Here is an 11,939-nt window from a genome sequence, read left to right as displayed (position 1 = left end):
GATCAGACTGCCCTCAGCTCCACCGTCCTGCTGCGACAGGATCAGCGACGAAGGTCTCCCACCTCCGTTCGAATCACCAGCGCCTCACGGCGCACGGGTCGTTCTTTGCGGACGATCAGCCGCATGCCCTGTGGCCAGCCGTCGAGCAGGTCCCCGGTTAGTTCGGCGACCCAGGCCCCGTCGCGGACCTCGCCGTCCGACTCGACGGCCGGAGTCCAGGCCGGGGCCGGGATCTGGAGAACGTACTGGTGGATGGCCTCGGTGATCACCATGCCGACCGAGTAGGACAGCCACCGCCCGCGTTGGGTGAGCCAGGCCACGAACTCATGGGTCCCGCCCGCGGAATCACAGCGGATCAGAGTCCGCCGGCCCCGCCGGTATTTCTTCGGCAGTTGGGCCAGGGCGAGGCGGGTGGCGGTGATGTGGTCGGCGGCAGTGTTCGAGCCCGCGTTGCCGGGGCGGAGGAGGGCCGCGACTGGTTCGCCGGTTCCTCCGGGGCCGTGGTCGACGAACCCCGTCAGCGGGTGGTGGCCGTAGGTCTTCTTCCACGTCGGGGCCGCGTCCTGCTTGTCCGAGTGGGCGAGGACCAGCACTCCGTCCAGGTCCACGGTCACCTTCCCGCCGGCATCCGGAGCCCGGGCACCGGCCAATTCCCAGACATGTCGGCGGACTTCGGAACGTGCGGCGCGGATCGCCGTGAGCGCCTTCTCGCCCGAGGAGGCGAGGGTGTCGATCAAGCGGGAGACCGTCGGATCGGAGGCGACCGGCCCGAACACGGCCGGCTCGGACCGCAGCAGGGCGATGTCGGCGAGGCAGTCCCCGCCGAGCGCGACCGCCAGCGCGAGGTCCACGAGTATCTTGCCGGCGTCGTGAACGGCCCGGGGCTTCCGCCATGGGGCCAGGGCCGCGGATATGGCCTGGTCAAGGCCGCTCTTGCGGACAGTTTCGACCATCAGGACCGAACCGGCCTGTAGACCACGGCCCGGCCGTCCCCCTGGACGCGGACATGGGGATAGGAGCCGGTAGGCTTCTTCACCTGGAAAGTGCCTCTGGATTCAGCGGGAACAAGGACCTAGACAATCCTCATTCTTGCTGCTCAGAGGCCCTTTCTGTTTTTGTGACCGCCTGCCGGACAGCCCGCTTCGTGAAAGCCCGAGGCTGATGCCGGCTGCATCACCAAGGCGGCCCGCCTCTTGGACGCCGGTCCGTGGGAAGCGGCCTGATTGACCTCGGTGGGCATCAGGTCCCTCGTCAGCAGCCGTACCATCTGCGGATTGGCTACGACAGCGAGAGCAGCCTCGTCAGCAGCGACATCTTGCCGGTCACCTCTACGTGGGGCCGCTCCGCGACGCGGTGTTCACCCTGCTGTCGATCGACGCGGTGTTCACCCTGCTGTCGATCAAAGCGCTTTCCCGGTGCTTGTGCACGAGGCGGATCGCCATGGCGCCCTCGCCGACCGCCGAGGCCACCCGTTTGACCGGGCCGCTTGTGACGTCGTCGGCGGCGAAGACCCCGGGAAGGGCGGTTTCCAGCACGGGCGGGCCGCGCTGATTCGACATGTGTCCACATAGACAGGTCTCGAACATCAAGGCGCTGCCGCTGCTGGAGCCCGGGGTCTCCGGTGCCGTGCTGCCCACCCTGACCGCACGACCCCTGACCAGCCGAGGAGGCCGAGCGGACCGCGGCGATCTTCAAGGCGCTCGGCGATCCGGTCCGGCCGCGCCTGTTCTCGGCGGTGGCCTCGCACCAGGGCGGCGAGGCGTGCGTGTGCGACATCTCAGATGTGGGCGTCTCGCAGCCGACCGTCTCCCACCATCTGAAGAAGCTCAAGGAGCCCGGGCTGCGCACCTCCGAGCGGCGCGGCACGTAGGTCTACTACCGGGTCGAGCCCTCGGTCATGGCCGCCATGGGCGCATGCTCGTGACCTGGGGCTGAGCCGCCGGGGCGAGTGTGCCACGGGGAGGCGAACCACCGCGTTCGCCGAAGCGCGCCGGCAGGGGGCAGACGAAGGCCCCGACTGCTTTCGGGGGATCCCCAGCCGAGGCCGATCGAGAGTGGGCGCGAAGGGCGGTCGCCTCGCGGCGGGGGCTCCATAAGGCTTCAGCCGAACGATCGTCCTCATGGGCAAAGGGTGAGGCCCGGGGACACAGTTCCCTTCACGCCCACACACGAATCAACGGTGAAGCATCTCGAATGTTCCCGGGGAGCGTCTCATACCGGGATTTCTCCGAGCGCTCGTGTGAGCGGGGCCCGGTGACGGCGCCTGACGCGCGGTTCCCGGCGCGATCAGATAATCAGGAACGGTGAACAAGGACGCGACCGACCCCTTCGTGCATGTCCGTGGCGCCAGTGAGAACAACCTGCGGAACATCGATGTCGACGTTCCGCGGGACGCGATGGTCGCCTTCACCGGCGTCTCCGGTTCGGGCAAGTCCTCGCTAGCGTTCGGAACGCTCTACGCGGAGGCCCAGCGGCGCTACTTCGAGTCCGTAGCACCGTACGCCCGAAGGCTGTTGCACCAGGTCGGCGCACCGCACGTGCAGGAAATCACCGGACTGCCACCCGCCGTGGCCCTGCAGCAGCGACGCGGGTCGCCCAGCTCGCGCTCGACGGTCGGCACCATCACCACGCTGTCCAATCTGCTGCGCATGCTGTACTCCCGCGCCGGCACCTATCCGCCCGGGGCCGCACGGCTGGAAGCCGAGTCGTTCTCACCCAACACCGCGGCCGGCGCCTGCCCGGAGTGCCACGGACTGGGCGTCGTGCACGACGTTGCCGAGGACCTGCTCGTCCCGGACCCCTCGCTGAGCATCCGCGAGGGGGCGATCGCCGCCTGGCCGGGCGCCTGGCAGGGCGCCAACCTGCGCAGTGTCGTGAGCGGCCTGGGGATCGACATCGACCGACCGTGGCGCAGGCTCAGGAAGAAGGACCGGGACTGGCTGCTGTACACGGACGAGCAGCCCTCCGTGTACATCGAGCCGGAGGAGGACCGCGTCGACTACGGCTACCAGGGCAAGTTCTGGAGCGCCCGCAAGCACGTCATGCACGTCCTCGCCGACTCCAAGAGCGAGAAGATGCGCGAACGGGCGCTCCGGTTCGTCAGGAGTGTGCCGTGCCCCGAGTGTCACGGCAGCGGACTGCGGCCCGAGGCGCTCGCCGTGACCTTCGCCGGACGTTCCATCGCCGAGATCAACGCGATGCCGCTCACCGAGGTCGTGGCGCTGCTGCGGCCCGTCGCGAGGCGGTCCGAGGCCGACGCCACCACGTCGACCGCCCGATCCGGGGAGACGACCGAGGTCGCGGTCCGGATCTGCGGCGATCTGGTCGCGCGGGTCGACGTACTGCTCGACCTGGGCCTGGGATATCTCAGCCTCGGGCGCCGCTCGACGACCCTGTCGCCCGGCGAGGCGCAGCGCCTGCGGATCGCCACCCAGCTGCGCTCGGGGCTGTTCGGCGTCGTCTACGTCCTCGACGAACCCTCCGCGGGCCTGCACCCGGCTGACGCGGAACCGCTGCTGGACGTGCTGGACCGCCTCAAGGCGGCGGGCAACTCGCTGTTCGTCGTGGAGCACGACATGGACGTCGTACGGCGAGCGGACTGGGTGGTCGACATCGGCCCCGGTGCGGGCGAGGGCGGCGGACGCGTGCTGTACAGCGGCCCGGTCACCGGTCTTGAGCGGGTCGGGGAGTCGGCCACGAGCCAGTACCTGTTCGGGCGCGCCCAGCCGCTCGATCACCGCCCGCGCACACCGCACGGCTGGCTGCACCTGCGCGGCGTCTCCCGCCACAATCTGCACGACGTGTCCGTCGACGTACCGCTCTGCGTACTGACGGCGGTTACGGGGGTGTCCGGTTCCGGAAAGTCGACGCTGGTGACGCAGGTACTCGCCGAGGTCGTCCGCGGCCACCTCGGACTCGTCCCCGAGGAGCCCGACGAGGCGCAGCTGGAGGTCGACGTCCAGGACGCCTCGGGGGTCGAGTCGTTCGACCGGCTGGTCCGGGTCGACCAACGGCCCATCGGCCGAACTCCCCGGTCCAACCTGGCCACGTACACGGGGATGTTCGACGCGGTGCGCAAGCTGTACGCGGCGACGGACGAGGCCAGGGCGCGCGGCTACTCGGCCGGGCGGTTCTCCTTCAACGTGCCCGAAGGGCGGTGCGAGACCTGCCAGGGTGAAGGATTCGTCGCGGTGGAACTGCTGTTCCTGCCCGGCACCTACGCGCCGTGCCCCACCTGCCAGGGCGCCCGGTACAACGCCGAAACGCTGGAAGTCACCTACCGCGGCAAGAACATCGCGGAAGTGCTGGCACTGTCCGTCGACGCCGCCGCCGAGTTCCTGTCCGCCGTCCCGGCCGCCTCCCGCAGTCTGGAGACGTTGCGCGAGGTGGGACTGGGGTACCTGCGGCTGGGCCAGCCCGCGACGGAACTCAGCGGTGGTGAGGCGCAACGCATCAAACTGGCAACCGAACTGCAGCGAGCCCGCCGCGGGCACGCGCTCTACCTGCTCGACGAGCCGACGGCGGGGCTGCACCCCTCGGACATCGCGCTGCTGCTGCGACAGCTGCACCGGCTCGTCGACGCCGGCAACACGGTCGTCCTCGTCGAGCACGACCTGGACACGATCGCCACCGCCGACTGGGTCATCGACCTCGGGCCGGGGGGCGGCGACGCGGGCGGGCGGGTGGTCGCGGCGGGGCCGCCGGCCAAGGTGGCAAGGGCCCGCCGCAGCGCCACCGCGCCCTATCTCGCGGCCCGGCTCGCGCGCTCCTGACGACAGCGCGAGGGGCTGAGCACCGGTCAGCCGCGTCCGGGGCGCAGGGTCGCGCGCGTCGCCATGCTGCCTTCCAGCTTGTGGCGGATACCGCTCGCGAGGTGTCCCGTCCGGGCCCACTACACGATGAGTTCGGCGACGTGGCGCATCTTGATGTCGGTGTGCTGGAAGATCTCCCGTAGGACGTCCCCGCCGTCCTCCGCGCGCAGGCCGACCAGCGTGACGACGATGCCGATCGTCCTGATTGCGGGCCCCGGCCGCATGCTGGTGGGCGCGGCAGACCGTGGAGTCGACGCTCAGGTCCCACGTGATCGCACCCTTCGCCTCGGCCAGAGACTGGAGCCGGGTGAGGATCCGGTGCCAGGTGCCGCTCCGCTGCCACCGGCGGAACAGGTCGTAGACCCGGCCCCCCGGCCCGTACTCGACGGGTATGTCCCGCCATGGAACACCGGTACGGACCCGGAACCGTATGCCGTCCATCAACTGCCGCCGAAGCCAGACAGGCGGCTGCCCCTCCCTGGCACCCTTCGGCAAAAACGGCCAGCACCGCCCACTGCTCGTCCGTGAGACCTCCCCGCCCCACGAACCGTGATCATTCACAGCCCAAGATCCATTTTCGGTACACCGCCTGGTTGCTTCCGGAACCTGCCGCCGGGAGTGGAATCCCCACGGCATCGAGCCAATCATCCTGCCTGATGGCACTCACCGTGGTGATGACGATCACCACTTGGGACCCCGGTAGCGGCCGCGTCACGCTCGCCGAGCACACGACCGCGGCCAGGTGCCGCGCGATGACGTGGCTGCGGTGCTCGCCGCCCTGCTCCACGAGCCCAGGACCGCCGGGCGCCTCCTCGAGCTGATCAGCGGGTCCACCCCGGTCAAGGAGGCGGTGCGCGCCGACGGCTGACGCCGCACTCCGCCCTCGCCCGGGTGCGGGTAATGACTCACACCCGGTCGCTTTAAAGGGCGCAGCGCAGCGAGGCCGACACGGTGTTCCGCAAGCTGAGGGACATCGCCGCGCCGAGCGGTACACCCTGTCGCTCCCGGCCTCGATCGGTACAACGCGACCGCGTCCGCTTTGAACTCGGCGGGGTAGTGCTTCATAGCCATCTGTGCGGGACTCCATATGCACCGGAACAACAAGATCCAAGTGTCTCTGGTGTCCAAAACCCGGGGTCAGGGCCCTTGATGCATTCGCATTCTCCCTGTGTGAGGGACCAGCGCCGGCCAGCGTCGGTGCGGACGACCTAGCGACGGCCGATGGTGCGGGCGCTGTCCGGCCGCGGATCGCCTCTCTGGACGACGATTGCCGTTCGCACGGTGAGGCCGCAGACGTTCCACCACGGCCTGAGAGGGCAGAATGGACGTGAGCGACGAAGGAGGCCCGTCATGAAATCCGGAGCCCCTGATTACGACGCCTGGTACTCGCGCACACCCTCGCAGGCCGAGGGCGAGCGGGACGAGACGGGCGAGCGTAGCGCAACGGAACAGCACCCGGACGTCCCCCGGAGCGAGCCGTCCCAGGCAGAGGGCGAGCGGGGCGACGACGCCTAGCGCCACTGGGCGACCCGTCGCCGGGGGCCGGGTGAGGGTGCACTTTTTCCGGCGCTGTCACCGGTTCCCGGCCTGCTTGCCGTCCAGCAGTCCGTGCAGGTGCGCGGCGGCGTTCTCGATGTCCGCGTATTTCTGCTGTCCGGCGCGTACCTCGGCAGAGAGCACACCGCAGCGGTGGACGCGCTCGAAATCGCCGTAAGGGAACTTGTACCGGCCCTTGGTCTCCTCTCCCATCTCGTCATCGATGCCCAGGTACCACCTGGCGTACTCGTTGAATCCGTGCTCCTCGAGGTAGGCATTCTCGTCCGCTGCCGAAGGCCGGTGCTCGCTCCACTCGTCCCGGTCGTCCAGGACGATCCGGCCCTCTTCGGTCAGTTTTTTTGCGTGGTTGAACGCCATCGCGTTCAGTTTCACCGTCATGCCGTTTACCACCCCATCGACAGTCGTGTTCAGATGTCGGCTGCTGCCGCCGCGATATCCTGTCGAGCCTGCCCCATCAGCTCGTTCAAGTCGCCGACCTCAGGAGTGAGTTCCCGCGCGCGCGGCGCGATCTGCTGCAGCCATGCCGCAGTGGCCAGGGCCAGTTCGACGGCCTCCCGGGTCCGCTCCTCGCCGAGCAGTTTCTCGACCTTGAAAGCAATGCTCGCGAGCGTGTCGTCATCGGTGGCAGGCACCAAGTAGTGCTCCAGGCCCGGCGGATACGGTGTCCGCTCCCGGTACTCACGCATCGCGGTCACGACCGCGGGCACCGCGCTGTAGCTGTCGAGGAGGCCCATGAAGACGTACAGGCGGGCCACCAGCCGTGGCAGGCCGGGGTGCCGATCCAGCCAGGCCATCAGCTCGCGCTGATCACCGACGTGGTCCATGATCTGCGACATCTCCTCCGCGACCCGGTTGGGCCAGGTCCAGTGGAAGGGCAGCAGCCGCGCCACCTGATGGGCGAGCGCCGCCTCGCCCTCCGCGTCCAGGGTGCCGGCGACGAATTCGGCGACCTGCCTGTGGTCCAGTCCGTAGTCGGCCGGCGCCGCCCGGTCCTGTGAGCTCTGTGACGAGTCGTGGCGCAGACGCAACAGCTGTGTGCCGATCTTGCTCAGTGTCCGGTTCCGCATTGTTCCTCCCAGCTCGCGATGTGTTCTTCATCGTCCGGAGCGGCCGAACGACCAGCTCCTGCTCGGATCCACGCGACCGCCCCACCACCCCCGCAGTTCGCCGGACCGCAGCGAACGCAGCAGACCTCCCAGGGTGGTCCGGTCGCGTCGGCGCCGGGCTCCCGGGCGGTCCTCGGTGTGCGAGACGCGCAGGCGCCTGTCGATGTCCAGTCGGTTCATGAGTCGTAGGTCGGCGAAGGTCGGCAAAGGGAGCTCAGGCCGACGGCGCAGTGCTCCATGGCGTTCAGACCGCTGCGCAGGACCAGCCGGGTGCCGGGTGCCGGACGTCCCCGCGGATTCAGGCGCAGGCTCTCCTCGGCCCTGGCCAGGGCCGCGTCCGCATCGGCGGTCTGGTGATCCAGTCGCCGCGCCTCCTCCAGCCAGGCCGTCACATGGCGGGCGGAGGCGCCGTGCACCAGTTGAACAGATCGTCACACTCGGCGAGAGGGTTGCGTGTCCACGCGGTGACCCCGGGCTCCGGCTCGCTGTCGGCGTGCCACGAGTTACATCTCCGGCATTTTGGATGTAACGGTATACCCGGCGGGAGGTTGCTCACACCCTCCGGCCGGGAAGTCAGGCGGCGGCGAATGTGTTCGATTCGCTGTCCATGGGGAGTTCCGGTGTCTGCATGCCGTGCGGGGCGGATCAGGACTGGTCGAGTTCGTCCTGGACCGACGGCTTGGGGACGTCACGCAGGTGCTGCGATTGGCCGGGGCGGCCGCCGCGCCGGGCCTGCTCCGCGCGTTGCGCCGCGCTCAGGTCCAGGTCGGATGCCGGGTCGACGCGCACCGACCTGGCCACCTCATCCCGGTTGCCGTACTCGTCCGGGGGAATGGCGCGAAGCGCCTTGACCACTTCCTCGGGCGCTCCGGCATTCTCGGCGGCCTGGACCAGTTCCTCTTTGCCCGCAGGGAAGTCGACGTCCTGCAGTGCGTCCAGCACGTCCCGTACGCTTGTGGAAGACATATCTCCTCCTCAGTTTTTGTCCCGGGGCACTTCGTACTCGTGCCCTACCTGTGGCATTCCCGGCAAAACCGGCTGCTGGCGATGTCGAAGCATTCCGGGGAATCCTGTGCCCGACGCCCGAATCCAGGGGAGATCACATGCCCGGCAATACCGAACGTGCCGCCCTGCGCGCCGCGGCTCAGGCCGCCGAGCAGATCCTGGCGAACACCGCCGAGCGGGCCGAGCAGACCGAGGGGCAGTACCCGCAGGACCCGTACGCCCAGCGCGTCGCCGAGGTCGGGATGCTCACCGGTGCGTTGAGGGTCCTGCTGGATGCGGTGCGCCCCTTTACCGAGGAAGGTGAAGAGGGCGGGCAGTGACCGGCGCTTTCGGCACCCGCCCGCGAGGTCCGCGTCGGCATTTCGATCCCCGTTTGGGGCAGTGCATGCGCGGTACCCGTGACGGGTTGCAGGATTGGAGGCGCCATGGACAGCGACGAGTTCGTCCGGCTCGTCAGCCGGCGGGCCCACGTGCCCGAGGAGCAGGCCAGGGAGCTGACCCGGGCCACGATGCTGACGCTGGCCGAGCGGATCACCGGCGGCGAGGCCAAGCACTTGGCCGGCGTCCTGCCCGCCGAAATCGCCCCGCCCCTGGTCCCACCGGAGGATGTCGCCCAGAAATTCGGCGTTGCCGAGTTCGTCCGGCGAGTGAGTGAGCGTGCGGGCGCCGATGAGGCCGTGGCGCGCAGGGGCGTTGCCGCGGTTTTCATGACTCTGGGAGAGGCCGTCCCCGACACGGAGTTCCAGGATGTGATGTCGCAACTGCCGAACGAGTTCCGGAACATCTAACGTCGGACATCCCGGCGCCCGAATACGGCTGCGCGCACGCCATCAGAATCGCTCGCAAGCGTTGTTTGACATCCACCTGGCCGGTGAGAGGCTGGAAGAAGGGGTTGCGCGGCATGTGCGCTGTCCGGTGCCGCATTCGAGGGCCGGCGGACGTGGCTGGCCTTTGGTCCGTGGCCGGCTTTTGGCCATGCCCGTCAGGTGTTATGACGCGGATTCCATCGAATCCCGGCCAGTGCCTCGCCGACCGGGGACCTCATCCGGCACCAGCCGCTCAACGATCCCCACACCCGCAGACTACCGAACAAGCCAAGTGAGTCAGCCTATTAGGCCCGGACTTCCGTGTCCGCACCGAGGTTATTGCCCCGGACGAGGATGTGGACCCTGGACGCGTGGTTCGCGGGAACAGCGCCGCCTGCCCGGCGGAGTTCCCGCCGCCGACCACGGCGACCGGATCCGCCCGGCAGAGACTGGCCTCGTGGACCGTCGCGGGCCGCCCTTGCCCTATCCCTGCCGCCACCGCTGCACCGACCGGACACTGAGGCCCAGGCCCTTGGCGATCACCCCACTGGCCTCGCCAGGCATACCTGATGAGTCGTCAGGTAAGTCGGCATCCAATCAGCATTGGACCGGGACGGTCTTCCGTACCTGCTCCTGGTCGAGGGCTCCGCGGCAGCTTGACTTGCGCCTATCGCGCAGGTGAGAAGCCTGCTCGTCGTGGCGCACGATGTTCTGGCAAGTCTTCGATTGAAAGGCATGCCGATGTACAGTGAACGACGCCCCTGACCTGCGGAGAGCTGGCGGGGAGCCGTCTTCTAGGAGTCCAAAGTGCTGCGAACTTTGATCAAGTCCAAGATCCATCGAGCCACCGTCACCCAGGCCGACCTGCACTATGTGGGATCGGTGACCATCGACGTCGACCTCCTCGACGCCGCCGACCTGCTCCCCGGCGAGCTGGTCCACATCGTGGACATCACCAACGGCGCCCGGCTGCAGACGTACGTCATCGAGGGCGAGCGGGGCTCGGGAGTCGTCGGGATCAACGGGGCCGCCGCCCATCTCGTCCACCCCGGCGACCTGGTGATCATCATCAGCTACGCTCAGGTCACCGACGCCGAGGCGCGTACGCTTCGGCCGCGGGTCGTGCACGTCGACCACGCCAACCGGATCGTGGCCCTCGGCGCCGACCCGTCCGAGCCGGTACCGGGCTCGGACCAGGAGCGCAGCCCGCAGGCCGTATCGGCCTGACCGGCGGACCAGGAGGGCGACATGACCGACATCGAGATCCGCGACGACCGCGCGGCGGGCCGTCTGGAGGCGGTCGCCGGCGGCGAAGTCGTCGGCCACATCGAGTACTTCGTGCTGGAGTCGCCCTCCCGGACCCTCGTGCCGGTCCACACCATCGTGGAACCTGAGCACGAGGGGAAGGGCATCGCGGGCTCCCTCGCCCGCGAGCTGTACGCGATCGCCGAGCGCGAGGACACCCCGGTGGCCCCGCTCTGCCCGTACGTCGTCAGGTGGGCCGAACGCCACCCCGACGTGGCGCCGACACCGGACCCCGAGCTGCTGCGCGCGGCGAAGGAGTGGCTGATCGCCCACCCCGACCGCTTCTGACCAGCCGCATGCTCGCTCTTCTTCATACCTCCCCCCTCCACATCCCCGTCTTCGACGCCCTGCGCGACGAGGACCACCCGGGCCTGGAGCTACGCCACTCCGTGGCACCGGAACTCCTGGCCAGGGCTCGTAGGGAGGGCCCCGAGGCGGTGGCATCGGACGTCACGGCGGCCCTGAGGCGGGCAGCTGCGGAGGGGGTACGCGCGGTGCTCTGCACGTGCTCGACGATCGGTGAGATCGCCGAGCTGGCCGCCGACGAGGTCGGCGTACCGGTAGTCCGCGGCGACCGCCCGATGGCGGCGGCGGCAGTGACCGTGGGCCCCCGCATCGCCGTGCTGGCGACGGTCGAGAGCACCCTGGCCCCCACCCTGGCCCTGGTCGGGGACGAGGCCCGCCTCGCGCATCGCCCGATCCGCGCCCGCGTCCAGGTCGTGGCGGACGCCTGGACCCACTTCGAGGCCGGTGACATCGAGGGATGCGCGCGCCTGGTGGCGGCGGCCGTGGACGCCGTGACCGACGCCGACGTGATCGTCCTGGCCCAGGCTTCGATGGCCTCGGCGCAGCGCCTGACCACCACTAAGGTCCCGCTCCTGTCGAGCCCACGTCCGGGCCTGGCGGCAGCAGCGCGGGCGGCACACACCGGCTGAGGCCCGAACCGGGTGAGTGCGCGGGCCTCGGTCGGGTACGCGGGGGAGTAGACCCCAGAGGCGAAGTCGAGCCACTGGCCGGAGGACATCATGACGAACCCACACCCCGATCCCGTACCCCCTGGCCCGCCGCCCGGCCCGGGCCCGGAGCCTCCGGACCCCTATCCCACCCCGGTCCCCACCCCCGAACCGCCCCCGGCCCCTGGACCAACCCGGCCACCCCCAGGCCCAGGCCCGGCCCCCACACCACCACCGCCCGGCCCCACCCCCTCCCCAATCCCACCGGGCCCAGAACCCACCCCCACCCCAGAACCGGGCCCCCCACTCACCTGACAACAACCCCTCCACCCGCACCGACTCCAGGGCCACGGAGAGCTGCGCAAACAACCACGGACGGGCACCCGACAGACAAGA

13 protein-coding genes and 6 pseudogenes are annotated in these 11,939 nt (G+C 69.4%); 9 read left to right on the top strand and 10 right to left on the bottom strand.

Annotation, left to right across the window (positions count from 1 at the left end; all coding sequences use genetic code 11):
- Window positions 1-95: 95 nt before the first annotated feature.
- Both ABZ396_RS24185 and ABZ396_RS24180 read right to left on the bottom strand, forming a co-directional pair.
- Window positions 96-1,036: pseudogene (locus ABZ396_RS24185) on the bottom strand (IS1380 family transposase); the annotation flags it as partial.
- Between the two features lie 292 nt (window positions 1,037-1,328).
- Window positions 1,329-1,532, bottom strand: a pseudogene (locus ABZ396_RS24180) (cyclic nucleotide-binding protein); the annotation flags it as partial.
- A gap of 25 nt (window positions 1,533-1,557) precedes the next feature.
- Here ABZ396_RS24180 and ABZ396_RS24175 point away from each other — a divergent pair.
- Window positions 1,558-1,867: pseudogene (locus tag ABZ396_RS24175) on the top strand (metalloregulator ArsR/SmtB family transcription factor); the annotation flags it as partial.
- Window positions 1,868-2,303: 436 nt separating this feature from the next.
- Window positions 2,304-4,772 carry an excinuclease ABC subunit UvrA gene (gene uvrA / locus ABZ396_RS24170; protein WP_358926799.1) on the top strand — a complete coding sequence of 823 codons (2,469 nt, stop codon included), beginning with the start codon at window positions 2,304-2,306 and terminating at the stop codon, window positions 4,770-4,772.
- Between the two features lie 119 nt (window positions 4,773-4,891).
- Here uvrA and ABZ396_RS24165 read toward each other — a convergent pair whose 3' ends face one another.
- Together ABZ396_RS24165 and ABZ396_RS24160 are read right to left on the bottom strand one after the other, a co-directional pair.
- Complete coding sequence (locus tag ABZ396_RS24165) at window positions 4,892-5,035, bottom strand: hypothetical protein (protein WP_358926798.1); 144 nt, start codon at window positions 5,033-5,035, stop codon at window positions 4,892-4,894.
- A 148-nt stretch (window positions 5,036-5,183) separates the two neighbouring features.
- A pseudogene (locus tag ABZ396_RS24160) lies at window positions 5,184-5,252 on the bottom strand (hypothetical protein); the annotation flags it as partial.
- A 245-nt stretch (window positions 5,253-5,497) separates the two neighbouring features.
- Between ABZ396_RS24160 and ABZ396_RS24155 the strand changes: the two are divergent.
- A pseudogene (locus ABZ396_RS24155) lies at window positions 5,498-5,679 on the top strand (NAD-dependent dehydratase); the annotation flags it as partial.
- 482 nt (window positions 5,680-6,161) lie between these two features.
- On the top strand, window positions 6,162-6,326 hold the full coding sequence (locus ABZ396_RS24150; RefSeq protein WP_358926797.1) for a hypothetical protein: 165 nt from the start codon (window positions 6,162-6,164) through the stop codon (window positions 6,324-6,326).
- Window positions 6,327-6,383: 57 nt separating this feature from the next.
- Here ABZ396_RS24150 and ABZ396_RS24145 read toward each other — a convergent pair whose 3' ends face one another.
- The 5 genes from ABZ396_RS24145 to ABZ396_RS24125 all read right to left on the bottom strand — a co-directional run bounded on the left by ABZ396_RS24145 (window position 6,384) and on the right by ABZ396_RS24125 (window position 8,440).
- Window positions 6,384-6,746, bottom strand: coding sequence for a hypothetical protein (locus ABZ396_RS24145; RefSeq protein ID WP_358926796.1), 363 nt, complete (start codon window positions 6,744-6,746; stop codon window positions 6,384-6,386).
- 29 nt (window positions 6,747-6,775) lie between these two features.
- On the bottom strand, window positions 6,776-7,435 hold the full coding sequence (locus tag ABZ396_RS24140) for a hypothetical protein (RefSeq protein WP_358926795.1): 660 nt from the start codon (window positions 7,433-7,435) through the stop codon (window positions 6,776-6,778).
- 27 nt (window positions 7,436-7,462) lie between these two features.
- On the bottom strand, window positions 7,463-7,654 hold the full coding sequence (locus ABZ396_RS24135; protein ID WP_358926794.1) for a hypothetical protein: 192 nt from the start codon (window positions 7,652-7,654) through the stop codon (window positions 7,463-7,465).
- The gene (locus ABZ396_RS24130; RefSeq protein ID WP_358926793.1) at window positions 7,651-7,890 is read right to left on the bottom strand and encodes a hypothetical protein; all 240 of its coding nucleotides are present in this window, start codon (window positions 7,888-7,890) and stop codon (window positions 7,651-7,653) included. Before ABZ396_RS24130 ends, ABZ396_RS24135 begins: the two co-directional genes overlap by 4 nt.
- Before the next feature lie 229 nt (window positions 7,891-8,119).
- Window positions 8,120-8,440: a DUF2795 domain-containing protein gene (locus ABZ396_RS24125; protein ID WP_358926792.1), complete on the bottom strand. Its 321-nt coding sequence runs from the start codon at window positions 8,438-8,440 to the stop codon at window positions 8,120-8,122.
- Window positions 8,441-8,577: 137 nt separating this feature from the next.
- On the opposite strand from ABZ396_RS24125, the gene ABZ396_RS24120 reads away from it, so the two are divergent.
- Both ABZ396_RS24120 and ABZ396_RS24115 read left to right on the top strand, forming a co-directional pair.
- Window positions 8,578-8,799: a hypothetical protein gene (locus tag ABZ396_RS24120; protein WP_358926791.1), complete on the top strand. Its 222-nt coding sequence runs from the start codon at window positions 8,578-8,580 to the stop codon at window positions 8,797-8,799.
- A gap of 105 nt (window positions 8,800-8,904) precedes the next feature.
- Window positions 8,905-9,267: a DUF2267 domain-containing protein gene (locus ABZ396_RS24115; RefSeq protein ID WP_358926790.1), complete on the top strand. Its 363-nt coding sequence runs from the start codon at window positions 8,905-8,907 to the stop codon at window positions 9,265-9,267.
- 341 nt (window positions 9,268-9,608) lie between these two features.
- On the opposite strand, the pseudogene ABZ396_RS24110 reads toward ABZ396_RS24115, so the two are convergent.
- Window positions 9,609-9,754 (bottom strand): annotated as a pseudogene (locus ABZ396_RS24110) (NAD-binding protein); the annotation flags it as partial.
- 338 nt (window positions 9,755-10,092) lie between these two features.
- Here ABZ396_RS24110 and panD point away from each other — a divergent pair.
- The 3 genes from panD to ABZ396_RS24095 are packed head-to-tail and all read left to right on the top strand — an operon-like array spanning window position 10,093 to window position 11,525.
- Entirely contained in the window at window positions 10,093-10,512 is a 420-nt protein-coding gene (panD, locus tag ABZ396_RS24105) for an aspartate 1-decarboxylase (protein WP_358926789.1), read from the top strand.
- Between the two features lie 21 nt (window positions 10,513-10,533).
- On the top strand, window positions 10,534-10,878 hold the full coding sequence (locus ABZ396_RS24100) for a GNAT family N-acetyltransferase (RefSeq protein ID WP_358926788.1): 345 nt from the start codon (window positions 10,534-10,536) through the stop codon (window positions 10,876-10,878).
- An 8-nt stretch (window positions 10,879-10,886) separates the two neighbouring features.
- Window positions 10,887-11,525: an aspartate/glutamate racemase family protein gene (locus ABZ396_RS24095; protein WP_358926787.1), complete on the top strand. Its 639-nt coding sequence runs from the start codon at window positions 10,887-10,889 to the stop codon at window positions 11,523-11,525.
- The last annotated feature ends 414 nt before the right edge of the window (window positions 11,526-11,939 follow it).

It is taken from the genome of Streptomyces sp. NPDC005866, assembly GCF_040629895.1.
Classification (GTDB): Bacteria; Actinomycetota; Actinomycetes; order Streptomycetales; family Streptomycetaceae; genus Streptomyces.
This window is presented reverse-complemented; position numbering and strand designations above follow the sequence as displayed.

What these genes read in the sequence shown, in the direction of transcription:
- ABZ396_RS24165 (WP_358926798.1), bottom strand. Translation starts at nt 5,035, where the DNA reads ATGCGGCCGGGGCCCGCAATCAGGACGATCGGCATCGTCGTCACGCTG.
- ABZ396_RS24150 (WP_358926797.1), top strand. Translation starts at nt 6,162, where the DNA reads ATGAAATCCGGAGCCCCTGATTACGACGCCTGGTACTCGCGCACACCC.
- ABZ396_RS24145 (WP_358926796.1), bottom strand. Translation starts at nt 6,746, where the DNA reads ATGACGGTGAAACTGAACGCGATGGCGTTCAACCACGCAAAAAAACTG.
- ABZ396_RS24140 (WP_358926795.1), bottom strand. Translation starts at nt 7,435, where the DNA reads ATGCGGAACCGGACACTGAGCAAGATCGGCACACAGCTGTTGCGTCTG.
- ABZ396_RS24135 (WP_358926794.1), bottom strand. Translation starts at nt 7,654, where the DNA reads ATGAACCGACTGGACATCGACAGGCGCCTGCGCGTCTCGCACACCGAG.
- ABZ396_RS24125 (WP_358926792.1), bottom strand. Translation starts at nt 8,440, where the DNA reads ATGTCTTCCACAAGCGTACGGGACGTGCTGGACGCACTGCAGGACGTC.
- ABZ396_RS24120 (WP_358926791.1), top strand. Translation starts at nt 8,578, where the DNA reads ATGCCCGGCAATACCGAACGTGCCGCCCTGCGCGCCGCGGCTCAGGCC.
- ABZ396_RS24115 (WP_358926790.1), top strand. Translation starts at nt 8,905, where the DNA reads ATGGACAGCGACGAGTTCGTCCGGCTCGTCAGCCGGCGGGCCCACGTG.
- ABZ396_RS24100 (WP_358926788.1), top strand. Translation starts at nt 10,534, where the DNA reads ATGACCGACATCGAGATCCGCGACGACCGCGCGGCGGGCCGTCTGGAG.
- ABZ396_RS24095 (WP_358926787.1), top strand. Translation starts at nt 10,887, where the DNA reads ATGCTCGCTCTTCTTCATACCTCCCCCCTCCACATCCCCGTCTTCGAC.